Source organism: Flavobacterium sp. TS_SC_5, assembly GCF_056156265.1.
The window spans coordinates 3,480,999-3,506,440 of record NZ_CM149588.1 but is presented as its reverse complement, the minus strand read 5'-3'; the positions used below and the strand labels follow the sequence as shown (position 1 = coordinate 3,506,440).

At 35.2% G+C, this 25,442-nt stretch carries 22 protein-coding genes and 1 pseudogene; 7 read left to right on the top strand and 16 right to left on the bottom strand.

Features of this window, described 5'->3' with window-relative positions; translation table 11 throughout:
- Window positions 1–259 precede the first annotated feature (259 nt).
- Window positions 260–1,129, bottom strand: coding sequence for a DUF808 domain-containing protein (locus AC0J6S_RS15040; protein WP_474954564.1), 870 nt, complete (start codon window positions 1,127–1,129; stop codon window positions 260–262).
- Window positions 1,130–1,328: 199 nt separating this feature from the next.
- On the opposite strand from AC0J6S_RS15040, the gene AC0J6S_RS15035 reads away from it, so the two are divergent.
- Window positions 1,329–1,796 carry an OsmC family protein gene (locus AC0J6S_RS15035; protein ID WP_474954563.1) on the top strand — a complete coding sequence of 156 codons (468 nt, stop codon included), beginning with the start codon at window positions 1,329–1,331 and terminating at the stop codon, window positions 1,794–1,796.
- Window positions 1,797–1,928: 132 nt separating this feature from the next.
- On the opposite strand, the gene clpB is transcribed toward AC0J6S_RS15035, so the two are convergent.
- A complete protein-coding gene (gene clpB, locus AC0J6S_RS15030; RefSeq protein WP_474954562.1) occupies window positions 1,929–4,532 on the bottom strand; it encodes an ATP-dependent chaperone ClpB in 2,604 nt (867 codons plus the stop codon).
- Window positions 4,533–4,677: 145 nt separating this feature from the next.
- Between clpB and ytxJ the strand changes: the two genes are divergently transcribed.
- A complete protein-coding gene (gene ytxJ, locus AC0J6S_RS15025; protein ID WP_474954561.1) occupies window positions 4,678–5,067 on the top strand; it encodes a bacillithiol system redox-active protein YtxJ in 390 nt (129 codons plus the stop codon).
- Between the two features lie 104 nt (window positions 5,068–5,171).
- Here ytxJ and argH read toward each other — a convergent pair whose 3' ends face one another.
- The 12 genes from argH to fahA form a co-directional block, all read right to left on the bottom strand.
- Window positions 5,172–6,452, bottom strand: coding sequence for an argininosuccinate lyase (gene argH / locus AC0J6S_RS15020; RefSeq protein ID WP_474954560.1), 1,281 nt, complete (start codon window positions 6,450–6,452; stop codon window positions 5,172–5,174).
- Between the two features lie 144 nt (window positions 6,453–6,596).
- A complete protein-coding gene (locus AC0J6S_RS15015; protein WP_474954559.1) occupies window positions 6,597–7,667 on the bottom strand; it encodes a M20 family metallo-hydrolase in 1,071 nt (356 codons plus the stop codon).
- Complete coding sequence (argB, locus tag AC0J6S_RS15010) at window positions 7,664–8,449, bottom strand: acetylglutamate kinase (protein WP_474954558.1); 786 nt, start codon at window positions 8,447–8,449, stop codon at window positions 7,664–7,666. The genes AC0J6S_RS15015 and argB overlap by 4 nt, the downstream gene beginning before the upstream one ends.
- Window positions 8,439–9,386, bottom strand: a complete 948-nt coding sequence (locus tag AC0J6S_RS15005) for an N-acetylornithine carbamoyltransferase (protein ID WP_474954557.1) — start codon at window positions 9,384–9,386, stop codon at window positions 8,439–8,441. The genes argB and AC0J6S_RS15005 overlap by 11 nt, the downstream gene beginning before the upstream one ends.
- Before the next feature lie 65 nt (window positions 9,387–9,451).
- Window positions 9,452–10,222: a glutamate 5-kinase gene (gene proB, locus AC0J6S_RS15000; RefSeq protein ID WP_474954556.1), complete on the bottom strand. Its 771-nt coding sequence runs from the start codon at window positions 10,220–10,222 to the stop codon at window positions 9,452–9,454.
- Window positions 10,206–11,402, bottom strand: coding sequence for a glutamate-5-semialdehyde dehydrogenase (locus AC0J6S_RS14995; protein ID WP_474954555.1), 1,197 nt, complete (start codon window positions 11,400–11,402; stop codon window positions 10,206–10,208). Before AC0J6S_RS14995 ends, proB begins: the two co-directional genes overlap by 17 nt.
- Before the next feature lie 166 nt (window positions 11,403–11,568).
- Window positions 11,569–12,705: an aspartate aminotransferase family protein gene (locus AC0J6S_RS14990; RefSeq protein WP_474954554.1), complete on the bottom strand. Its 1,137-nt coding sequence runs from the start codon at window positions 12,703–12,705 to the stop codon at window positions 11,569–11,571.
- Between the two features lie 83 nt (window positions 12,706–12,788).
- A complete protein-coding gene (gene argC, locus AC0J6S_RS14985) occupies window positions 12,789–13,766 on the bottom strand; it encodes an N-acetyl-gamma-glutamyl-phosphate reductase (protein ID WP_474954553.1) in 978 nt (325 codons plus the stop codon).
- 188 nt (window positions 13,767–13,954) lie between these two features.
- Window positions 13,955–15,148: an argininosuccinate synthase gene (locus tag AC0J6S_RS14980; protein WP_474954552.1), complete on the bottom strand. Its 1,194-nt coding sequence runs from the start codon at window positions 15,146–15,148 to the stop codon at window positions 13,955–13,957.
- A 4-nt stretch (window positions 15,149–15,152) separates the two neighbouring features.
- Complete coding sequence (locus AC0J6S_RS14975; protein WP_474954551.1) at window positions 15,153–15,770, bottom strand: GNAT family N-acetyltransferase; 618 nt, start codon at window positions 15,768–15,770, stop codon at window positions 15,153–15,155.
- Window positions 15,771–16,244: 474 nt separating this feature from the next.
- Complete coding sequence (locus AC0J6S_RS14970) at window positions 16,245–17,429, bottom strand: hypothetical protein (protein ID WP_474954550.1); 1,185 nt, start codon at window positions 17,427–17,429, stop codon at window positions 16,245–16,247.
- Between the two features lie 158 nt (window positions 17,430–17,587).
- Entirely contained in the window at window positions 17,588–18,871 is a 1,284-nt protein-coding gene (gene fahA / locus AC0J6S_RS14965; protein ID WP_474954549.1) for a fumarylacetoacetase, read from the bottom strand.
- Between the two features lie 108 nt (window positions 18,872–18,979).
- On the opposite strand from fahA, the gene glyA reads away from it, so the two are divergent.
- From glyA to AC0J6S_RS14940, 5 genes and pseudogenes are all read left to right on the top strand, one after another.
- Window positions 18,980–20,254 (top strand): serine hydroxymethyltransferase, encoded by a 1,275-nt coding sequence (gene glyA / locus AC0J6S_RS14960; RefSeq protein ID WP_474954548.1) that lies wholly within the window; start codon window positions 18,980–18,982, stop codon window positions 20,252–20,254.
- A gap of 162 nt (window positions 20,255–20,416) precedes the next feature.
- The gene (locus AC0J6S_RS14955; protein ID WP_474954547.1) at window positions 20,417–21,010 is read left to right on the top strand and encodes a MiaE family protein; all 594 of its coding nucleotides are present in this window, start codon (window positions 20,417–20,419) and stop codon (window positions 21,008–21,010) included.
- Window positions 21,011–21,258: 248 nt separating this feature from the next.
- Entirely contained in the window at window positions 21,259–22,353 is a 1,095-nt protein-coding gene (locus AC0J6S_RS14950; RefSeq protein WP_474954546.1) for an efflux RND transporter periplasmic adaptor subunit, read from the top strand.
- Entirely contained in the window at window positions 22,353–23,609 is a 1,257-nt protein-coding gene (locus AC0J6S_RS14945) for an ABC transporter permease (protein WP_474954545.1), read from the top strand. The genes AC0J6S_RS14950 and AC0J6S_RS14945 overlap by 1 nt, the downstream gene beginning before the upstream one ends.
- A gap of 2 nt (window positions 23,610–23,611) precedes the next feature.
- Window positions 23,612–24,290, top strand: a pseudogene (locus AC0J6S_RS14940) (ABC transporter ATP-binding protein).
- A gap of 4 nt (window positions 24,291–24,294) precedes the next feature.
- On the opposite strand, the gene AC0J6S_RS14935 reads toward AC0J6S_RS14940, so the two are convergent.
- Entirely contained in the window at window positions 24,295–24,864 is a 570-nt protein-coding gene (locus AC0J6S_RS14935) for a pentapeptide repeat-containing protein (RefSeq protein ID WP_474954544.1), read from the bottom strand.
- 97 nt (window positions 24,865–24,961) lie between these two features.
- The gene (locus AC0J6S_RS14930; RefSeq protein ID WP_474954543.1) at window positions 24,962–25,396 is read right to left on the bottom strand and encodes a DUF6526 family protein; all 435 of its coding nucleotides are present in this window, start codon (window positions 25,394–25,396) and stop codon (window positions 24,962–24,964) included.
- Between the last annotated feature and the right edge of the window lie 46 nt (window positions 25,397–25,442).

Sequence of the window (25,442 nt, the reverse complement as noted above, 5' to 3'; positions counted from 1 at the left end):
CAAAGCGGTTTTTTCGAAAACTTTATTCTGGAAAAAACTCGTGGTCAAATAGCCCCGATGGGAGCAAGTATCCTTTTTATAAATGCAACCCGATAGGGTTGCGTTTATAAAAAGATACTGCGGACAGCGGGACAACTCGTCTTGAAAAAACAAAGTCGTCTGCTCCTAAAAAAAAGCATAAAAAAAACACCAGACTTTCGACTGATGTTCTCCTTGTTTTTTTAATTATGTATGCGGCTAAAGTGTATTCAACTGTTGCTTACTTTTTGCCAATGATCTTTTTGACCAGGTTTACGATTCCCAAAACAAGAAGTCCAATTGCAAGTCCAATAATAAATTCAGTTACTATGGGTGGTAATTGAGGTAGAATTCCATGTAAAAAATCAATTTCATGTACAAATATGCCACCTGCCACTAAAACCAATGCAATGGTTCCAATAACAGATAAACTCTTGATGACTTTTGGCAAGGCTTGAACCAAAATGTTTCCGATAGTCTTTGAGAAACTACGCTCTTTGGTACTCATACTTATCAGTTTTAAACCTGCTTCATCCATGCGGACAATCAGGGCCACAATTCCGTAAACACCCACCGTTGCAATTATAGCAATGATAGTGACCACTATTATCTGCGATGATATAGGTTTCCCGACAACGGTTCCTAATGCAATAATGATAATTTCAACGGACAGGATAAAATCAGTTACGATAGCTGATTTTATTTTTTCTTTTTCGACGGCAAGAATTTGTTCTTCGGTCAACGGTTCCAATGAAATTGCGTGTTTTGCATGCTCATGCGGAAAGAAGTATTCGTATATTTTTTCGGCACCTTCGTAGGCTAAATAAAGCCCGCCAAGAACCAAGATTATAATTACGGCAATGGGCAAAAAAGCACTTAACAAAAAGGCGACGGGTAAAATGATTACTTTATTTAGGAATGATCCTTTAGTAATTGCCCATAGTACGGGAAGTTCTCGAGAGGAGATAAACCCAGATGCTTTCTCCGCATTTACTGCTAAATCATCGCCCAGAATTCCGGCCGTTTTTTTTGCTGCCACTTTGCTCATTACCGCAACATCATCCATAAGTACTGCTATATCATCTAATAATGCGAAAAATCCTGATGCCATTTTGATTGTTTTAGTAACTGCGCTGGACTATTTTTTTGAACGAATTTCTGTTCTGGCGCTATGTTTGTTTATTCCTGCGAATCTAAAACTTTTTTTATTTACTCTATTTATAAAATGGAGAAAATTTTAGTTAGGGTTCACCCAAAACCTTTCTTTTTTAATCGTAGTGTTTTTAGTTACTTTTGAAATAAAAATAATTATGGGGTTCAAACACGTTTTTAAAGCTAAATTAGATTGGTTTTTTTATAAAAAGGAATCGGTGACATATACTAAAAGTCATACGATCGCGATTGATGGGAAGGCTGTTCTGCATGTTTCTGCTGCCAAAGCTTTCAAAGGAGATGCGGCTTTGTACAATCCGGAAGACTTGTTATTGAGCAGCGTGGTTTCCTGTCACATGATGTCATATTTATATGTTTGCGGCCGAAATGGGATTGACGTAGTTTCCTATACAGATGAAGCGGAAGCAACTCTGGAGGTTTTGGAAGACGGAAGCGGACGTTTTACTGCTATTAAACTGAATCCAAAGGTTAGTATTACTGACAAAGAAAAAATAGAAGAAGCGATTAGCTTGCACAAAAAAGCAAACCAACTCTGTTTTATAGCAAATTCATGTAATTTTCCAATTCTGCATTTTCCAACTTGCGAAATTGAGGTCGTAAATTAAAGTTGAAACGCATTTTTAGTTTGTTTTTGGGACTAATTTTAAACAGGAAGTAAATCATCTGGTTTATTCCTAAAAAAAGTTGGGCATAAAAAAACCAGCCTTTCGACTGGTTTTCATTTTATTATAATTTGATTAAGAAACCAATTCTGTTTGATTTCTAAAAACCAGTTTTCCATCAAAGGCATCTATCAAAACAATGCTATCTGTTGTAATTTTTCCAGATAGAATTTCTTTGGATAATTCATTAAGCACATCTCTTTGAATTACACGTTTTACAGGTCTGGCGCCAAATTGCGGATCGTATCCTTTCTCGGATAAATAGGCAATAGCTTCCGGAGTTGCATCCATCGTGATGCCTTGCAGTGCTAGCATTTTAGTAACACTTTTTAATTGTAAACCAACAATTTGGGCAATGTTTTCAGTAGTCAGTGGTGTAAACATTACAATCTCATCTATACGGTTAATGAATTCAGGACGTACCGTTTGTTTCAATAATCCCAATACTTCTACTTTTGCAGCTTCGGTTGCGGCTTCGACACTTCCTTTCAAATTATCAAATTTATCCTGAATAATCTGGCTTCCCATATTCGAAGTCATGATGATAATCGTATTTTTAAAATCAGCTAAACGTCCTTTGTTATCTGTCAAACGTCCTTCATCCAAGACTTGTAATAAGATGTTGAACGTATCAGGATGCGCTTTTTCAATCTCATCCAACAAAATTACAGAATACGGTTTTCTTCGGACGGCTTCGGTCAATTGTCCGCCTTCATCATAACCTACATATCCCGGAGGCGCACCAACCAAGCGGCTTACACTGTGGCGTTCTTGGTATTCACTCATGTCAATTCGGGTCATCGCATTTTCATCATCAAATAAATATTCGGCTAAGGCTTTCGCCAATTCTGTTTTTCCAACTCCCGTTGTTCCGAGGAATAGGAACGTTCCCACTGGTTTTTTCATGTCTTGTAAACCGGCACGGCTTCTACGAACGGCGTCACTCACTGCCTCAATCGCTTCTTCCTGTCCTACGACTCTATGATGCAATTCATCTTCCAATTTTAATAGTTTTTCTCGTTCGCCCTGCAGCATTTTCATCACTGGAATTCCAGTCCATTTGGCCACAACCTCGGCAATATCTTCACGGGTAACTTCTTCTTTTATCAAGGAAGTTCCCGATTGGTTTTCTTGTAATTCCTTGAGTAAAATAGCTAAACGTTCTTGGGCTTCTTTGATTTTACCGTAACGAATTTCGGCTACTTTTCCATAATCACCATCACGTTCTGCACGTTCTGCTTCGTATTTGAAGTCTTCGATTTCGGTTTTTACGGATTGAATGTTATCGACAACATCTTTCTCTGATTTCCATTTAGCGTAAATTTCGTTGCGATCTTCTTTTAAATTAGCCAGATCCATACCCAAAATTTTGAGTTTGCTTTCGTCTTTCTCACGTTTAATGGCTTCAATCTCAATTTCCAGTTGCATTACTTTTCGATCCAAAACATCGAGTTCTTCGGGTTTTGAATTAATTTCCATGCGCAGTTTAGAAGCGGCTTCATCCATCAAATCGATGGCTTTGTCCGGAAGAAAGCGGTTCGTAATATATCGTTGCGACAATTCGACAGCCGCAATAATAGCGTCGTCTTTTATCTGAACTTTATGATGCGTTTCGTATTTTTCTTTGATTCCACGCAAAATCGAAATCGCACTTTCAGTATCCGGTTCTTCGACCATTATTTTCTGGAAACGTCTTTCGAGTGCTTTATCTTTTTCAAAATATTTTTGATATTCGTCCAATGTGGTTGCACCAATAGCGCGCAATTCCCCACGAGCCAAGGCCGGTTTTAAGATATTTGCCGCATCCATAGCGCCTTCGCCACCGCCGGCTCCCACAAGCGTATGGATTTCGTCAATGAATAAAACAATATCGCCTTCGGCAGAAGTGACTTCTTTCACTACAGATTTCAAACGTTCTTCAAACTCTCCTTTGTATTTAGCACCGGCAATAAGCGCTCCCATATCAAGAGAATACACGATTTTGTATTTCAGATTGTCAGGAACGTCTCCATCTACAATTCGGTGCGCCAATCCTTCAGCAATGGCGGTTTTTCCTACTCCGGGTTCTCCCACTAGCATTGGGTTATTTTTCGTTCTTCGCGTTAGAATTTGTAATACTCTGCGAATTTCCTCGTCGCGACCAATAACGGGATCCAGTTTTCCGGCACGGGCTAGTTCGTTGAGGTTTTTGGCATATTTGTTTAATGAATTATAGGTTTCTTCGGCAGAGGCAGAAGTCACTCTTTCTCCTTTTCGCAATTCTTCTATGGCGGCTTTCAATCCTTTTCCGGTTACGCCTTGATCTTTTAATATTTGGGCAGCTTTGGTTTTAGAATCAAAAATCGCCAAAATCAAATGCTCTACAGAAACGAATTCGTCATTCATTTTTTTTGCAATAATTTCCGCTTCATTAAGCGTTGTATTTGCGGTTCTGGAAAGCATTATTTCGCCACCGGAAACTTTCGGGAAACTCTGAATCGTGCTATCCAATATTTGAAGAAATAACGGCACATTTACGTTCAATTTTTTCAAAATAAAAGGGGCCACATTTTCATCGACTTCAAAAATAGCCTTGAAAATATGTTCGTTTTCTATTTGTTGCTGTCCTTGGCTTTGCGCCAATTGTTGTGAAAGCTGAATGGCCTCCTGCGATTTGATAGTGAATTTATTTATGTTCATGGTGTTATAGTGTTTTGCGGTTATTTGACTAACTTTGTAAATCAATATTCAATTTATATTCCAATACAATAATACCGACAAATTGACAGAAATTTCATGATTTATATCATAATTAAAAGTCAAAATGTCTTAAAACAAGACAATTATGAGTTTTTTAAAAAATATGTTCAATAGTTCAGATGATAATGATTCAAAAGAAAACAAAATCAACTGGAACGTACTAACCGATTTAGGGCAACTAAATGAAATTATTACTGCATCAAATGAAAAACCGGTTGCGATTTTTAAACATAGTACCCGCTGCAGCGTAAGTAGGATGGCGCTGAAACAATTTGAAAATCGGTTCAATAGCTCAGATAAAGTTACACCTTATTTTTTAGATTTAATAGCACATCGCGATATTTCTAATGAAATTGCAACTCGTTTTGGAGTGTATCATCAATCACCGCAATTGATATTAATTAAAGAAGGTAAAGCTATTTATAATGTTTCGCACAGTGATATTGATGCGGAGGAGTTGGGGACGAAAGTCTAGTAAATGGTATTGCTTTTAAATTATTTACCGCAAATTCGCTAATTTAATGTAGTCATTAGTTAGCGAATTTGCGGTTTTATTTTGTGGACAAACCGATGAGATCATTAGTAAGCCTTCATCATTTTTTCTTTTATTTCTGATAAACACAAATTATTAATGCTTCCTTCGTGCGTATGTTTGGTTTCTTTTGGAGATTGAAAAGTACCGTTTTCTAATTGTTCTGCAACCGCTTTATAGGCATCTCTAAAAGGCATTCCAGCAACTACCATTTCGTTTAAGGTATCAACCGTAAACAAATAATTGTATTTTGGATCTGCAAGAATATTGTCTTTTACTTTAATGTCTTTTATTGCAAAAATCGCGATATCCAAACATGCTTTCAGGTTTTGAATTGCTGGAAATAATCCTTCTTTTAGCAATTGTAAATCTCTGTGATAACCACTTGGAAGGTTGTTGGTGATCAATGTAATTTCGTATGGTAACGCTTGAATTTTGTTGCATTTTCCACGAATTAATTCAAAAACATCCGGGTTTTTCTTGTGTGGCATAATGCTCGAACCTGTTGTAAGATGCGAAGGCAAAGTGATAAAATCAAAATTCTGACTCATATACAAACAAACATCCATCGAGAACTTCGCCAAAGTTGCTGCAACGCTGCTCATGGCAAAAGCAACTGTTTTTTCTGATTTTCCACGGCTCATTTGAGCCGCAACCGAATTGAATTTTAAAGTTTCAAAACCCAATTCCTGAGTCGTGAATGTTCTGTTGATAGGAAATGAACTTCCGTAACCTGCAGCTGAACCTAATGGGTTTTGGTCCACAATTTTCAAAGCGGCATTCAACATTGTAATATCATCAATCAAAGTTTCTGCATAAGCAGAAAACCACATTCCGAAAGAAGATGGCATCGCAATTTGAAGGTGCGTATATCCTGGTAACAATATATTCTGGTGCTTTTCAGCTGATTCCATCAGTAAATCAAAAAGGCTTTTTACTTGCTCTTTCAGTTCTTTAACTACATCTTTCAGATATAAATTAACATCTACCAAAACTTGGTCATTACGAGAACGTGCAGTGTGGATTTTTTTTCCGGCGTCTCCCAGTTTTACGGTTAGTAAATATTCGATTTTGGAATGGACGTCTTCAAAACTGTCTTCGATTTCGAAATTACCGTTTTCAGCGTCTTTTATTATTTCTTCCAAAGCCAAAACCAAAGAAACGGTTTCAGAGTCTGTCAAAAGCCCGATTTGTCCTAACATTTTTGCATGTGCAATAGAACCTAAAGCATCATATTTAGCCAGAACTAAATCCAGTTCTCTGTCGTTTCCAACGGTGAAATGTTCGATTTGCTTATCGGTTGGTATTCCTTTTTCCCAAAGTTTCATAATTAGATTTTTAGATTTTTAGACAGTTAGATTTTTAGCCCCGATAGCAGTGGAAATCCTTTTATTTTTTTCTTTAAAAAATAAAAGATTGCAACGTATAGCGGGATTAGCTCCTGAAAATAATCAGGATAAATCCAAATTATTTTATTGTTTGAAAAAATCAGTTAGTATTTTGATATACAGCTGAATTCCTTCTTCTATTTCGTTTATAAATATAAATTCATCTGCCGAGTGTGACCGCAGAGTTTCGCCAGGTCCTAATTTCAGGGATTGACAACTCAAAACTGATTGATCCGAAAGGGTAGGAGAGCCGTATGTGGTTCTTCCCAGGGCAATTCCGGCCTGTACTAATTTGTGAGCAACAGGAATTGATGATGCGTTTAAATGCATGGAACGCGGATTAATTTCAGCAGTTAAATGTTTTCTCACGGTATCTAAAATTTCCTGATTATTATAGCAATCATTCACCCTGATATCGACAACCAAATGACATTCCGCAGGAACTACGTTGTGTTGTTTTCCAGCAGTTACTTGCGTAACGGTCATTTTTACAGGACCTAAAACCTCCGATATTTTTTCGAATTGATAGCTGTTAAACCATTCGATCACGGGTATCGCATTGTAAATAGGATTATCCGGATTGTTGTGTGCGGCGTGACTGGCGGTACCTTTTACGATGACATCTAGCACCAATAAACCTTTTTCGGCTACGGCCAATTGCATTAATGTTGGTTCTCCCACAATGGCACATTCCAGTTCAGGTAAATGCTTTAAAACGCTGTTTAATCCATTTTTCCCACTGCTTTCTTCTTCGGCTGAAGCGACCATCACGATATTGTAAGGCAGGTTTTCATTCGAATAAAAATGTACAAAAGTGGCTAAAAGCGAAACCAGACAACCGCCTGCATCATTGCTTCCCAATCCAAATAATTTACCGTCTTTGACGATGGCTTCAAATGGATCGTTTGTATAGCCTTGGTTTGGTTTTACTGTATCGTGGTGCGAATTCAGTAAAAGCGTTGGTTTGGACTTATCAAAATGTTTATTGAAAGCCCAAATATTATTATTCTCTCTTTCGAAAGGGATATTATTTTGTTTAAACCAATTTTCGATTAAAAGGGCTGTTTGGTCTTCTTCACTTGAAAAGGAAGGCGTTTCAATCAGCGATTTTAAAAGCGCAATGGCTTCTTGTGTAAGAATTTCTATACTCTTCATAGTGTAATTGTAGTGTACAATGCGGTTTTGTCTTGCAACATGCGGTGATGACCAATTTTTATTTTTTGAACTCCTTTAGATAAGCTGTTGAAACAGTTGTCTAATTTAGGAATCATGCCCGAATGTATCGCTTTTTCGGCTTTTAATTTGGAATATAATTCTTGATTGATGTTCTCAATTACGGAAGAATCATCTTCGGCATCATATAAAACGCCTGGTTTTTCGAAGCAATAATTCAAAGTAACATCAAAAACTTCCGATAAAGCAATGGCTAATTCACTGGCAATAGTATCCGCATTTGTGTTTAATAATTGTCCTTTTTCATCGTGTGTTATCGCACAAAAAACAGGAACGATACCATTTGAAAGCAATGTTTCCAATAATTGTGTATTCACTTTTTTGACATCGCCCACAAAACCATAATCGATTGTTGGGTGGTTTCTTTTGTTGGACTGAATTAAATTTCCATCAGCACCGGAAAACCCCATCGCATTGGTATTTTTAGCTTGTAATTGGGCAACAATATTTTTATTGATTTGACCTGCATAAATCATCACAACTACATTAAGCATAGCTGCATCGGTGATACGTCTTCCATCAATCATTTGAGGTGTTAAACCTATGCTTTCAGCCATTTTAGTAGCTGATTTTCCGCCGCCATGAACGAGTACTTTATAGCCTTCAATCTTAGAAAAATCAGATAAAAACTGTGATAATTCTGTTGGATTATCAATAATGTTTCCACCAATTTTTATTAGCGTTACCGGTTTTTTATTTTCCATTTTCCAATATTTTTTGCAACACTAATTGTGCGGCATAAGTTCTATTGTTGGCTTGTTCGATAACAATTGAATTTTCGCTGTCAATCACTTCATCAGTAACAATTACGTTACGTCTTACCGGTAAGCAGTGCATGAATTTAGCATTGTTAGTCAGTTTCATTTTATCGGCAGTTACGGTCCAATTTGGGTCAGAATTTGTAATCTGACCATAATCGTTATAATTGCTCCAGTTTTTGGCGTAGATAAAATCGGCATTTTCGAAAGCTTTGTTTTGGTCGTATTCAATCTTGGAATCTTTCGTGATTTCGGGATTCAACTCGTAGCCTTCGGGGTGCGTAATCACAAAGTCAGCATTTTGTAATTGCATCATTTCCACAAAAGAATTGGGAACTGCTTGAGGTAACGCTTTAGGGTGTGGCGCCCAAGTCAAAACTACTTTTGGTCGGTGTTTAGTTTTGTGTTCTGCCATAGTTATAGCATCGGCCAGGGATTGTAAAGGGTGTCCTGTAGCACTTTCCATATTCACAACAGGCACAGTGGCGTATTTTAGGAAACCCATAAGAACGGTTTCGGCATTGTCTTTTTCCTTATCTACCAATCCGGCAAAAGCTCTGATGGCAATTATATCGCAATATTGAGAAACTACCGCAGCAGCTTCTTTTATATGTTCTGAAGCACCTGAGTTCATGATGGCTCCATCTTCAAACTCAAGTGTCCAACCTTCACTGGTAAAATTCATGACCATGACGTTCATGCCTAAATTCAAAGCCGCTTTTTGAGTACTCAAACGCGTTCTCAAACTGGAATTAAAAAACAACATTCCCAAGGTTTTGTTTTTACCCAGTTTTTTGTTTTTAAATGGTTTTTTCTTGATTTTCAAGGCTAGTTTCACCCATTTATCAAGTGAGTCTATGTTTTGTATGGAGATGTAGTTCATTGTTATTATGAATTATGAATTATGAATTATGAATTGTCCAAAAATCAAACAATCCACTATTCGAATTAAATTATTTTAGTAAAAGGTATTTCGTTTTTTAAGGCTTTCAAAATAAAATTATCTTCCAATCCGTTGACAATCCATGTTTCGATATTGGCTGCTTTGGCGATTGCCGAGGCTTCTATTTTAGATTGCATTCCGCCAGTTCCATGTGATGATTTCGAATCGCCAATCTCTTTTTCTAATACTTTTAAATCGGTTACCAGAGAAATGGTTTCAGGAACGGCATCATGGATGGATGCTTTGGTGTAAATCCCGTTCGTATTGGTAGCAATAATAAGAATGTCAACATCTAATAAAACGGCCGTTAAAGCGGCTAGTTTGTCATTATCGCCAAACCGAATCTCATCCGTTGCCACCGTATCATTTTCATTGATAATCGGAATGTAATTGTTTTTCACCAACACATTGATGGTGTTCACAATATTTACTTTTGATTGTTCTTTTTCGAAATCAGAATAAGAAAGCAAACACTGCGAAATCAGCAATCCTAAATCGCTGAAATTTTCATGATAAATTCGCATTAAATGAGGCTGACCAATCGAAGCCAAAGCTTGTTTTACAAAAACATCTTTGTCTTGATTTTCTAGTTTTACAAATTGTTTGGCTGCGGCAATCGCACCTGAGCTTACAATGATAAACTCATAATCGTCTTGTAAAGCGGCTATTTGCATCCCAATATCCTCAATCTTTCCTCTGGAAATGTGATTGGTTTCTTTGGTTAAGGTGTTGCTTCCTAACTTTAATAAAATTCTTTTTTTACCGGATTTGTCCATTTCCGTAAATATACCATTTATTAGTAACTAAATGTTGCAAACCAATTGGTCCCCGTTGGTGTAATTTGTCTGTGCTTATCGCCAATTCTCCTCCTAAACCAAACTGTCCTCCATCAGTAAATCGGGTAGAGGCATTTTGATAAACGGCTGCCGTATCCACGTTTTCCATGAATTCTTGAGCAATTGCATCATTCTTTGTGATTATCGAAGCTGAATGTCCACCACAATATTTATTTATTTTGTCAATCGCTTCTTGATCCGAATTGGTTGTTCCAACAACAATTTTGTAATCTAAAAACTCTTCATGCCAAATTAAATCCGATTCGATCTGAGGAACGTTTGCTATTTTTGAAATGCTTCCATCTCCTAAAACGGTTACGTTTCTTTGTTGCAATTCGGTAATTACTTTCTTTGCAAAGGCTTCCCAATTTTCAAGATTAGTATCAATTAAAACTTTATCTAAAGCATTACAAACTGATATATTTGAAGTCTTTCCATTAATTATGATGGCAAGTGCTTGATCTAAATCAGCTTCCTTGTTTACATAAACAAAATTATTTCCTCGACCGCTTATAATCACCGGGCAGGTGGCATGTTTTTTTACAAAAGCAATCAATTGCTCACCGCCACGAGGAACGATTAAATCTACTTTTTGTGTTGGTTTCTCCAAAAATGCCTGAGTTTCTTCTCGATTGTAATTTAGGTATTCTACCCATTCTGTCGCAACATTATTTGCTGTTAAAGCCTGATGCCACAATTCCACAATTTTTAAGTTGGATAGTAAAGATTCTTTTCCCCCTTTCAATAGAATTTTATTTCCGGATTTAAAAGCGATTCCACCAGCTTCAACTGTAACGTCAGGTCTGGATTCATAAATAATCATTATGGTTCCAAAAGCCGCTGTTTTATTGATGATTTTCATTCCGTTTTCATGGTCGAAATTAAAACGCTCCACGCCAATAGGATCTTCTTGACCTGCTAATTGCTGCATGGATAAAATCATCCCGTCAATTTTGGCATCATCAACCAATAAACGTTTTTCCATCGCCAAGTCATCCCCAGAATAATTATTGATATCCTGTTGATTCACAGTTTTAAGGTTGGCTCTTTCTTGTTCAAGAAGTTCGGCCATACGGCTTAAAACTGCATTTCGCTTTTCTATTGGTAATAAGTAGTTCATTAGTTTTTGGTATACAATTTTAAACGGAAACTCTAAACATATAAGTCATTTAAGTTTTTAGTTCTTGGTTAATATTTATTTGTTTAAAATAAAAAATTCAGAGAATCTCTAAATTCTATTGACTCTGTTTTTTAAAACTCGAATGAATTACATGTTTAAAAAAAAATCATTTCAATTCTACCAATGCTTCTTTTAAAGCTAAAATAAAAGTGTCAATTGCTTCCTTTTTTATTGTTAATGGAGGAAGAATTCTTAATAAGTTTTTATTGTTAGCATTTCCTGTAAAAATATGCTTGTCAATAATCATTTTTTTACGAAGTGTACTTACGTCAAAATCAAATTCTACACCAAGCATTAATCCTCTTCCTTTGACTTTGATAACTTCAGGAACTTGTTTGATTGCTTCTAAAAAATAGGCGTAAACGTCATTTACGTTATCCATTAATTTTTCGCTTTCAATCACATCCAAAACTGCTATTCCGGCAGCACAAGCCAAATGGTTTCCACCAAAAGTAGTTCCCAATAATCCATAACTCGCTGTGAATTTTGGAGAAATCAAGATTCCGCCAATAGGAAATCCGTTACCCATTCCTTTCGCCAAACAAATAATATCTGCTTTAATGTTATGATGTTGGTGTGCAAAAAACTTTCCGCTTCTTCCGTATCCTGATTGCACTTCGTCCAAAATCAAAACGACATCGTAAGCGGCACATATTTTTTCTAATGCCTGAAAAAATTCAGTTGTTCCTTGGTCTAAACCGCCAACTCCTTGAATTCCTTCAATTATAACAGAAGAAATATCTCCTTTTTTTAATTCGTTTTCTACCAACTCGATGTTATTCAATGGTAAAAAAGTAACGATTTGCTGTGCATTGATTGGCGCAACAATTTTTTTGTTATCTGTCACCGCAACTGCCGCCGAGGTTCTTCCGTGAAAGGAATTGTCAAAAGCAATTACACGCGATTTATTGTTATGAAAAGAGGCTAATTTCAAAGCGTTTTCATTGGCTTCAGCTCCAGAACTGCACAAGAATAGCTTGTAATCTTCCAATCCGGAAAGTTTCCCTAATTTTTCTGCTAATTCTACTTGCAATGGATTCTGAATCGCATTCGAATAAAAACCAATATTATCCAATTGATTTTTTAATTTGGCAACATAATCTGGTTGTGTGTGTCCAATGGAAATTACTCCATGACCACCATATAAATCTAAATATTCTACTCCTTTTTCATCTATAATAGTACAATCAAGTGCTTTTACAGGAGTGATGTTATATAATGGGTAAACGTCAAATAAGTTCATTTTCTTTTTTTGTTTTAAATGGTTTAAGGTTTCAAGTTTCAAGTTACGTGCGCAACCTTAAACTTTAAACTTGAAACAAATTTTTAGAATCCAGATGGTTTCAAGTGCAATCCTGTGGTTTCATCCAATCCAAACATTAAATTCATGTTTTGAATGGCTTGTCCTGAGGCACCTTTTGTTAAATTATCAATTACTGAAGTAATCAATAACCGATTTCCTTTTTTCATTAAACTGATAATACATTTATTCGTTTGAACCACTTGTTTCATATTGATTTCATTGGTAGTAACGGTTACGAAAGGGTGGTCTTTGTAAAAAGTCTCGTATTTGGCCACTATTTCTTCCAGACTTTCTTCGATTGTTGTGTATAATGTGGCGAAAATTCCTCTAGCAAAATCCCCTCTATTGGGTACAAAAATCAATTCGTTTGTATAATCTGCTTGTAATTGATTGACACTTTGGTTTATTTCGCCTAAATGTTGGTGTTCAAAAGCTTTATAATGTGACATATTGTTCGATCTCCAACTAAAATGCGTCGTTTCCGAAGGTGAAACTCCAGCTCCTGTGCTTCCAGTTGTCGCATTGATATGAACGTCAGTCGTAAGCATTTCGTTTTTAGCTATTGGTAGTAACGCCAATTGAATTGCTGTTGCAAAACAACCCGGATTAGCTATAAATTGAGCATTTTTAATAGCAGCTTTATTCAATTCAGGCAAGCCGTAAACGAAGGATTTGCTATCGAATTCTTTGTCTTTTGTTAATCTGAAATCATTTCCTAAATCGATGATTTTGGTATGGCTTGCAAATTGATTTTGCTCTAAAAATGATTTTGATTTACCATGTCCTAAGCATAAGAAAACAACATTTACATTTGGATTTACAGTATCGGTAAAATTCATTTCGATATCGCCCATCAAATCATGATGAGCAAAATGTAAAGGTTTTCCGGCGTTTGTCGTGCTGTAAACAAAATCAAGTGTTGCATCTGGGTGAAACATCAATATTCTGATGAGTTCTCCAGCAGTGTAACCTGAGCCACCAATTATCCCAATATTAATCATAATTTTAAATTTTAAAACGTACTTAGAATTAATCCTTTGGGAGCAATTCAATTTTTATTTTTTTTAACCACATAGATTTAATAATTTTGAAAGGCGTTTCACTTTATTAGAGAAAATCATAGCAATGTGAACCCACAAATGGGCTATTTAACTCTTCTTTTCTATGCTTCTATGTGGTTAATTTTTTATTAATCATGTGTTAGTTTGTTTACAGATGAAAATATATTTTGGGCATTTCCAAGAATTTTGATAAATCCTTTGGCATCGTCAGAGGTCCAGGCGTTGTTCATTTCTCCGTATTGACCAAAAGGGGTGTTCATTAAATCATTTTCAGATTCAATTCCGTCTAGTGTAAAGTGATATGGTTTTAGCGAAACGATAACGGTTCCGTTTACAGTTGTTTGGGTGTCTTCCAGAAAAGCCTCGATGTTTCTCATTACAGGATCCAAGAATTGCCCTTCATGAAACAACATTCCGTACCAGTTCCCCAGTTGTTCTTTCCAGTATTGTTGCCATTTTCCAAGGGTATGTTTCTCCAATAAATGGTGTGCTTTGATGATGATTAAAGGGGCAGCAGCTTCAAAACCAACTCTTCCTTTAATTCCGATAATCGTATCCCCAACATGAATATCTCTACCAATTGCATATGCGCTGGCTAATTTTTCTAAGACAACGATGTTTTTTGATGGTTTGTCCATAGTCCCGTTGATGCCCACTAATTGTCCTTTTTCAAATTGTAGCGTTACTTTTTCTTCACCCTCTTTTTGTAATTGAGAAGGATACGCTTCACTTGGTAGCGATTGATTTGATGTCAATGTTTCTTTTCCTCCAACACTGGTTCCCCACAATCCTTTATTAATAGAATATTGTGCTTTTTCCCAAGAATAATGAACGCCATTTTTAGCTAAATATTCCACTTCTTCCTGTCTTGATAATTTTAAATCACGGATAGGAGTGATGATTTCAATTTCGGGAGCAATGGTTTGGAAAATTAAATCAAAACGAATTTGGTCATTTCCTGCGCCAGTACTTCCGTGTGCAATTGCTTCTGCACCAACAGATTTGGCATATTTAATGGCTTCGATAGCTTGAAAAACACGCTCCGCACTTACGGATAATGGATAGGTATTGTTTTTTAATACATTTCCGTAAATCAAATATTTAATGGCTTTATCATAATATTTATCTACAATAGTAAGATTTGCATGTTGCGCACTTCCTAATTCGTAGGCTCTTTCTTCGATAGCGGCTAGTTCAGTTTCATCAAATCCTCCTGTATTTATTAAAACGGTATGAACTTCATATCCTTTTTCATTCTTCAAATATTTTAGGCAATATGAGGTATCTAATCCTCCGCTGTACGCTAATACTACTTTTTTCATGATATTATTTTTTTAAGAACAAGGCTTCTTTAATTAATTTTAATCTGTTTAATACTCTGACATTAAATGGATGTTTAGGCGGATCTTTGGGTTTTTCTTTTGGATCATATAACATTCCGGTACATAAACACATTTTATTTTCTTTGCTTTGCAAAATTTCATAATTGGTACAGGTTTTACAGCCAGCCCAGAAACTTGGATCGCTGGTCAATTCTGAAAAAGGAACCGGTTTATAACCTAAATCAGAGTTGATTTTCATTACCGCCAATCCAGTTGTGATTCCAAATACCTTAGCATCTGGATATTTTTCTAATGAGTAATCAAAAACAAATGATTTGATTTTTTTGGCTAAACCTAAATTTCTGTAATCAGGATGTACAATTAATCCGGAATGTGCCACAAATTTCCCGTGTTGCCAACTTTCGATATAGCAAAAACCAGCAAATTTACCGTTGTCTAAAGCAATGACAGCATCTTTGCTTTCCATTTTTTTCTGGATGTACTCCGGGGTTCTCTTAGCAATTCCCGTGCCTCTTAAAAGGGCGGATAATTCTATGGTATCGCATATTTCTTGCGAATACTTATAATGTTCTTCCTGAGTTATGATGATAGAAATATTCATTTCAAAAGCTGAATTTTATAGTTATAGAATGATTTGTGATTTTGTAATTGAAATATCTCTTTGCCAAATTTAACTACAATATCAAACCTGTTGATTGTTGTGCAATGAATTGAACCACAATACAATAGTGGTAAATAAATAGTTTTTTTTGGATGTGAAAATCCAATGGGGAATAAGGTTAATTTCAAAACGGAAAAATGAAAAATGAATAAAAAAATGAAACAGCTTTTGGGTACTATAGAGATAGCATCCGTACTTCGGGAGAAGTAGTAGGTCTGTTTGTCCGTGACAAAGAAGTTATATGTAAACTTGTTTTATTCATTGGTGCAAAAGTACACTTATTTTTATAATCCAAGGTTACTTTTGTGTTTTGTAACAAAATTATAATGTATTGTTGATTTTTTTGCAAATAAAAAAACTCCTTGACAACATGATTATCAAGGAGTTTTGCATAATGGAATTAAATTTAAAGTTTTAGTTTCTAAATTTATTTCGACTTATAATATCTTTAATTTTAGCTTTTAAGTCTTCTCCGGTATCATAAACCATTTGTTCACTGTTAGGAAAACCTACTGGTTTTCTGTCAAAATAAGAATAGTAATTATCGTCAGAAGCGCGTCGATCTCCTTTATAATTGGCATAGATATTCTCGAAAATAAATTCGCTTGTTATTGGGAAAGATTTTAATAATTGATTGTTTTTTAGATTAATATAGTCAATTTTAGCGGTAATTTGACAAGACTTAAATTGTCTGAATTCGTAAATTTGAGCCGTTACTGTTCTCAGGTTGTCGACCATAACTACTTTTCCTTTTTCGTCCAGCACTTCTTTTCCGTTAGAATCTATCAGTTTTTTGACACCGTCTTTAATGATGCGTTCTTTTACAAATTCTCTTTCTTTGATTTGCTCTGGCGAAATGTAAATTTCTCGGAAATTAATCATCATTCCGTAATCATAACTGATTCCTTTTTGTTTATTGCTATGATAAACTGTCCATTTATCATTGAGCCCGTACGTGCTAAAATCTAATAAATCATTTTGAAGACGAACCGGAATAATCATGTTCGTTTCATTTTTCGTGTAAACGGAAACATAATCCGATCCTCTAAATTGTGCATCGTTCATCAATCGCAAAACATCTTTATAATTTGGATCTATTTGGTTTAAATAGTCCAAATCATCATACGCCTTTCTGAAATTCATCTTGTCTGATGTTACCATTAGTTTTTTTGCATTGGCATATAAATAAATGGATAAGGCATTTTTGATATCAATGATTTGATCGTTATAATTATCAAATGGGAAAATCGCATTTCGTCCTTCTTTAATCAGTTTCAAAGGAAGTAAGGGTTTGATTTTTTCCTGACGGGAATTCAATTGCAAATACGTATTGTATAACTTCTCCAATTGCGCTGGATTAGCATCTTTTGCCAACAAATTTATTGTGTTCAAATCACGTTCTTTAGCTTTGGCGAAAGCTTCTTCTACCAAATAAATATAATCTTGCTTGCCTTTTTTATCTTTATTGGTTCGTAAATTGGATACGGCATTATCAATTGCCTGATCGTAATTTCCGGAACTTAATAAATTTTGGGTTTGCTTTACACCACAAGAGGAAATTAGGACGAAAAAGGATAATAAAAGAGTAATTTTTTTCATAAGCGTTACGATTGAGTATATGATTTTTTTGATAGCAATGCTGTTTTTTTTTCAAACAGATTTATTGATTTAAATTATTAAAATCCAAAAATAATGCCATAAAAAAACCTAACAAAAATAGTACAATTGTTAGGTTTTTTAAAGGTGTGTTTATTTTTTTATTTTCTAACGAAAGGTGGTAGTAATTTACTGGAAACTTCACCAAAACCAATGCGAACATGTCCGTTCTGACAGTGTCCTTTCATGATAACAGTATCATTATCGTTGATAAATTTACGTTCCGTTCCGTCATTTAATTTTATTGGATTTTTTCCGCCCCAAGTTAATTCTAACATCGAGCCAAAACTGTCTGGAGTTGGTCCGGAAATGGTTCCAGATCCCATCATATCTCCAGAATTTACACGGCAACCATTAGAGGTATGATGTGCTAATTGCTGGCTCATGGTCCAATACATATATTTTAAATTAGAATGAGAAATAACCGTTGCTTCGCCGTTTTCAGGCTGAATTGCTACTTCTAAATTTATATCAAAAGAATGTTTTCCTTTCTGTTGTAAATAGGGAAGAGGCGTTGGTTCTTGTTTTGGACCTTTAGTTCTAAAAGGTTCCAAAGCATCCATAGTAACAATCCAGGGTGAAATTGAAGATGCGAAATTCTTTGCTAAAAATGGTCCTAGTGGCACATATTCCCATTTTTGAATGTCGCGGGCACTCCAGTCATTCAATAAAACCATCCCGAAGATATAATCTTCAGCTTCGGTTACAAGAATGTTTTCACCCATTATGTTGACATCCGTGGTGATAAAAGCAGTTTCAAGTTCAAAATCAACAGAACGAGAAGAGCCAAAAACAGGAGTAGTTTCCCCATTTGGCAACGTTTGTCCCATTGGTCTGTGAACCGGAATTCCTGAAGGAACAATGGTAGAACTTCTTCCATGATAGCCCACAGGGATATGCAGCCAGTTTGGTAATAATGCATTTTCAGGGTCACGGAACATTTTTCCTACATTAGTTGCATGCTCTTTACTGGAGTAGAAGTCTGTGTAATCACCAATAAGCACTGGCAATTGCATTTCTACATCTTCCATCCTGAAAATTATGATGTCTCTATCTTTGGCATTGTCTTGTAATTTCGAATTTTTTACATCAAAAAGTTCTGCAATTCGGTTTCGAACCAAACGCCATGTTTTTTGACCATCAGAAATAAAATCATTCAAAGTGTCCTGCATGAACATATCATCAGTCAGTTCGATGCCTTCAAAATAATTTAATTGTTGTAAAGCTCCTAAATCAATGGCGAAATCTCCTATTCTGGTTCCTACTGTTACAATATTCTCTTTAGTAAGAAAAACTCCAAAAGGAATATTTTGAATAGGAAAATCACTGTTGACAGGAACTTCTAGCCATGATTTTCTATTGGTATCGTTAGCTGTTATTGGCATATTTTGTTAATTATTTTGTTAAAAAATTACTCATCAAATATATTATAATCTAACTATTAACCAAACGTTTTTTTGTATTTTTGCATCAAATTAACGAAAATCAAAAAAATGCAACGCGACGAACAAATTTTTGACCTTATTCTGGAAGAACAAGAAAGACAAATTCACGGATTAGAACTTATTGCATCGGAAAACTTCGTAAGTGACGAAGTAATGGAAGCAGCTGGTTCTGTTTTAACTAACAAATATGCTGAAGGATATCCTGGCAAAAGATACTACGGAGGTTGCGAAGTAGTTGATGTTGTGGAGCAAATTGCTATTGACAGAGCCAAAGAATTATTTGGTGCTGCTTACGCAAATGTACAGCCACATTCTGGCTCACAAGCAAATACAGCGGTTTACCACGCATGTATCAAACCAGGTGATAAAATTTTAGGTTTTGATTTGTCTCATGGAGGACACTTAACGCATGGTTCACCGGTTAATTTTTCAGGTCGTTTGTATACTCCTTCTTTTTATGGTGTAGACAAAGAAACAGGAAGATTGAATTATGATAAAATTCAAGAAATAGCGACCAGAGAACAACCAAAATTAATTATCGCAGGAGCTTCGGCTTATTCTCGTGATATGGATTTTGAGCGCTTTAGAGTAATTGCTGACAGTGTTGGGGCTATTTTATTGGCTGATATTTCTCACCCTGCAGGTCTTATTGCAAAAGGTTTGATGAATGATCCGTTGCCACATTGCCATATTGTAACAACTACAACTCACAAAACACTACGTGGACCTCGTGGAGGATTAATCTTAATGGGTAAAGATTTCGAAAATCCATTTGGTTTAACCACACCAAAAGGCGAAATCAGAATGATGTCTTCTTTATTAGACTTGGCTGTTTTCCCTGGAAATCAAGGTGGTCCATTAATGCATATTATTGCTGCAAAAGCAGTTGCTTTTGGTGAAGCTTTGAAAGATGAATTTTTTACCTATGCTTTACAATTACAAAAAAATGCTAACGCTATGGCTGATGCTTTTGTAAAAAGAGGATATGAAATTATTTCAGGAGGTACAGATAACCACATGATGTTAATTGACTTGAGAAATAAAAATATTTCTGGTAAAGATGCTGAAAACGCATTGGTAAAAGCAGAAATTACAGTAAATAAAAATATGGTGCCATTTGATGATAAATCACCATTTGTAACTTCAGGAATCCGTGTAGGAACTCCGGCTATTACCACTCGTGGTCTGGTTGAAGAAGATATGGAAACTATCGTTGCACTAATTGACAGAGTTTTGATGGATCACACCAATGAAGATGTAATCGAGCAAGTAGCTAATGAAGTAAACGAAATGATGAGCGAAAGAGCTATTTTCGTATATTAATTTTTTTTGTTTTAAAGTTTAAGGTTTAAGGTTTAAAATTTTGGAATCAACAGTTATTAAATACTATTAGGTATTTGAATGCTACATTGGTCTCTCAATTTTAATTTTAAACCTTTTTCTTTAAACCTTAAACTTTTTTCAAACTTTAAACAAAATTTATCAATGTCTGTACTAAGATTAAAATTACCAACAGATCCAAGATGGGTCAATATTGTAGAAAAAAACATCGAGGAAATCTTGACGGATCATGCTTGGTGCGAACAAAAAGCAGCTACAAATGCAATTACTATTATTACCAACAATTCAGAACATCAGGACTTAGTTAAGGATTTATTGGCTTTGGCCAAAGAAGAAATCGATCATTTTGAGCAAGTACACAATATAATCATCAAGCGCGGGTTGAAATTAGGTCGCGAGCGAAAAGATGATTATGTGAATGAATTGTATTTGTACATGAAAAAAAGCAGCAAAGGAAGCCGGGTTTCCAGCTTAGTGGAACGTCTATTATTTTCAGCTATGATTGAAGCCAGAAGTTGTGAACGTTTCAAAGTGCTTTCAGAGAATATTCAAGACGAGGAATTATCTATTTTTTATAGAGATTTGATGGAGAGTGAAGCAGGGCATTACACGACTTTTATTACTTATGCAAGGAAATACGGTGTAGGAATTGATGTAGAAAAACGTTGGAGAGAGTGGTTGGAATTTGAAGAATCTGTTATTGCGAATTATGGTAAAAACGAAACGATTCACGGATAAAATACAATCCTTTCTTTAACCCCATAAAATTTTTAATCCCATAAAATATATCATTTCAAAAATACTATTTAAATCATTTCTTAATTTAAGGTTTTAATAAGTTAAAAAATTGAAATTCAATTTTTTATTATTTAAAAAAAGTGTCAGAGCTTCAAATTTTGCAGTGCTGAAAGTAGCTTCAACATGGATATTGTCGTATATTTATAGAAAGAAATTACAACATTCTGTAAAGATAAATATAAGATGAAATGAGTTTGAAATTACAAGTACAATTTTGTTTGTTAATGCTCAGTCTGCTTTCTTGTTCCAAAAATGAAACAGAAGAAATTAAACCAACCGTAGGAGAAATTACAGAAACGGTGTATGCCTCCGGAGTTATAAAAGCGGATGGGCAGTACACAGTTTTTGCGACCGTAAATGGTACTTTGCAAAAAGTAAATGTTATCGCTGGTCAATCCATCAGTAAAGGCCAATCACTATTTGAATTAGAAAGTGATAAAGCGGAACTAAATACGGAGAATGCTCGATTGGCGTATCAATTGAGTTTAGAAAGCAGTCGTTACATCCAGGATAAAATTGCTGAAATGGAAATGAAAGTCCAATCAAGCAGAGATAAATTGACGCTGGATGAATCCATTTATAACCGAAATAAAAGCATTAGGAATCAAGGTGGAATTTCGGAAGTTGATTTTGAAAGAGTCGAATTAGCGTATAAAAGTTCCAAAATTAATTATGAATCGGCTAAAAAGCAATTGGCACAACTCAAAGCCCAATTGAAGAATGATCAAAGCAGAAATAGTGTTAACCTAAAAATCAATCAGAAATCCCAAAGTGATTTTAGCGTCAAAAGCGCCTTCTCCGGAAAACTATTTGATGTCCTGATAAAAGAAGGAACATTAGTTACGCCGCAAACTCCTTTGGCAATAATTGGTCAGGAAAATTCATTTTTATTGGAACTGGAAGTAGATGAAAATGATATGGTTCGTGTGAGAACGGGACAAAAAGTATTAGTGACAATGGACAGTTATAAAGGACAGGTTTTTGATGCTGTCATCGATAAAATTTACCCGATAATGAATGAGCGTTCCCGTACTTTTAAAATTGAAGCCCATTTTGTAAAACCACCCGAGAAACTGTATCCTAATCTTACTGCCGAAGCAAATATTATCATTCAGATGAAGCAAAATACCATCACGATTCCAAAATCATATTTAATTGAAGGCAAATATGTATTAGTAAATAAAGACGAAAAACGCGAAGTAAAAACGGGTTTGAGTGATTATCTAAAAGTGGAAATACTATCAGGTTTGACCGCGGAAGAAACGATTTATAAACCTCAATAATGAACTTTAAACTCATTTTAAACATTGCATTGCATTTGCTCCGAGCGCGATTGAAGCAAACTATTGTTGCTGCTATTGGAGTGACGTTTAGCATTGCTATGTTTATTGCTTTGGTTAGTTTTATGAATGGATTAAACGATTTACTAGATGGTTTAATGCTCAATCGAACACCTCATGTATTGCTGTACAACGAAATAAAACCTTCAGAAAATCAACCAATACTTTTGTCTCAGGAATTCAAGAAAAACACCAATTTTGTTCGTTCAATAAAACCGAAAGATCGAGGGAAATCCATTTACAACAGTAAAACAATTTTGGCAGTTTTAATACAAGATTCACGCGTTATTGATGTCGCACCAAAAGTGACCTCACCCGTTTTTTTTAATTCGGGGACAATCGAAATTTCAGGAATAATTAATGGAATTGATGTTTTATCTGAAGATAAATTATTTAAAATAAGCGATTATATCATTGAAGGAAAAGTAGCTGACCTGCTTCAGAATAACAGCATTATTATCGGGAAAGGTTTGTCAGATAAAATGTTGCTTACCAAAGGAGATATCATCAAGATTACCACATCCAAAGGAAATTTAGCTTCGCTTAAAATCGTAGGTATTTCTGAAATTGGAATTGCTGAAATCGATAATGTGATGAGCTATACCTCTTTGGCGACAGCCCAAAAAATTCTGGGTGAACCTACAAATTACATCACTGATATTCAGCTAAATTTGTACGATATGACTACTGCGCCTGCTGTTGCAAAAGAGTTTCAGGACACCTTTAATTTGGATACGATAGATTATCAAACTGCAAATTCTCAGTTTGAAACCGGAAGCACGGTTCGAAGTATTATTTCGTATTCCGTTGGAGTAGTGTTGCTGATTGTTGCCGGTTTTGGAATTTATAATATTCTGAACATGATGATTTATGAAAAAATGGACAGTATTGCGATTTTGAAAGCAACCGGATTTTCCGGTAATGATGTGAAATGGATTTTTGTTTCGCTTTCTGTAATTATTGGATTGGCCGGAGGATTGTTTGGTTTGCTGTTTGGATATATTTTCTCTTCTATCATAGATGTGATTCCGTTTGAAACGTCTTCATTACCCACAGTGAAAACCTATCCTATTAATTACAATCCACTATATTATATTATCGGGATTACTTTTGCATTGTTTACAACGACTATTGCCGGACTTTTTCCTGCTTTGAAAGCCAGTAAAGTAGATCCGGTAGAAATCATCAGAGGAAAATAAAAATGGAAAATAATACTGTTTTAGAGACAATTGGGTTGAGTAAATATTTTTACGACCCTGTAAAATTTCAGGTTTTGAAAGAAATAAATGCGTATTGATCACGGAGAGTTTGTTTCGATAGTTGGCAAATCAGGCTGTGGTAAATCGACTTTGTTGTATTTGCTTTCTACGATGGATACTGATTATGACGGTCAGATAATGATTCACAACGAACTTGTTACTGGAAAAACCGACAGAGAATTGGCATTAATCAGAAATGAAAAAATAGGATTTGTATTTCAGTTTCATTACCTGTTGGCGGAATATAATGTGCTAAAAAATGTAATGCTTCCGGGGATGAAATTAGCGAAATATTCGGATAAAGAATTAGAGCATCGCGCCATGGAACATTTGAAAACACTGGACATGGAAGATCAAGCGCTGAAAATGCCCAATCAATTGAGCGGTGGACAAAAACAGCGTGTGGCAATTGCGCGTGCTTTAATAAACGATCCGTTGATTATAATGGGGGATGAGCCTACAGGAAATTTAGACAAGAAAAACAGTGATTTGGTTTTTGATATTTTCAATAAATTGACTCAGGAGAAAAACCAGACTTTATTAGTGGTTACCCACGACACTGATTTTTCCCAAAAAACCAATAGAATTATTACAATGGAAGATGGGAAAATAATTTCTTAAAGAACTATTTTACTATGATTTCATGTTTGTATAGCAATCCTTTTATTCCTTCTAAAGCAAAAATGGCTTTCTTTAATTTTGTTGTTTTGGGATCAATCGTATAATTATAGCTTGTTTTGAAATCAGCTTTGTTGGCAATTGCTTTTGCAAATTCAGAACGGTATAAATCGCAGTTTTCAAAAACGACTTCGGTCAAATCAGTGCTCATAAAATCTACAGCAATAATACTGCAATTCGTAAATGATGTTCCTTTAATTTTTAAGGTGTAAAATTTGGAGAAATCCAAAACACAATTGTTAAAAGCAATTTCAAAAATTAATTTATCGCACATGGCAAAATTCACGTCTTTGATTTCACAGCGATTGAAAGTTACGGTTCTAAAGGCGACATAATTAATTTTGGCATTGCTAAAAATACAATCATCGAAGGTGCAATCAATAAAAGTAACCGCTACAAAAGTACATTGAGAAAAATTACAATTGGTAAATGTACAGCACTCAAATTCCTTAAAATTCACTTCTTCTTCCTTGTACGTAATGTCTTTATACTCAAAATCTAGAAAATATTCTGCCATTTATGGGTTTTAAATTCAGCTTTTAATGCTGTTTTTCGGAACAAAGAAACAAAAATCTGAATCGTTATATTGGATAAATCAGAGTATTATTTGAGATTTAAACTCTTTCGTAGTCGCCTTTCCAGTGCTGAATCGCTTTTTTGATTTCCTTTGCCGGAAGGTTTTCATTCAGCGCTCTTTGCGTAAGCGCTGGAAATTCATCGTCTGGGGCAAATCGTAAAGCAAATAGTTGGTCGTCATTTAACTGGTGTTCAAAATCTTCCAATCTTTTTCCTGTAATAGTAAAATAGCGATACCTCAGTTCCAACCGTACGATTCGATTTTGCAAAGTCAATGCATAATGCTGGCGCAACATGAAAGCCAAACAAAAAAGGACAACAAAAACAGCGCTGATAAAAATCCAAATTAAAGAATCTTCTCTGGTGCAACTAAAATATACACTGAAAGCCAGCAATGTCATGATTATTGGATAATAAACAAAATGATGCGGTGGATAATAGCGTATGTGATTTTTAAAGGATTGTGATTTCATTGTATTTTTTTTAAAGATAGTAAAAACCCTTAGCTTATGGAATTTT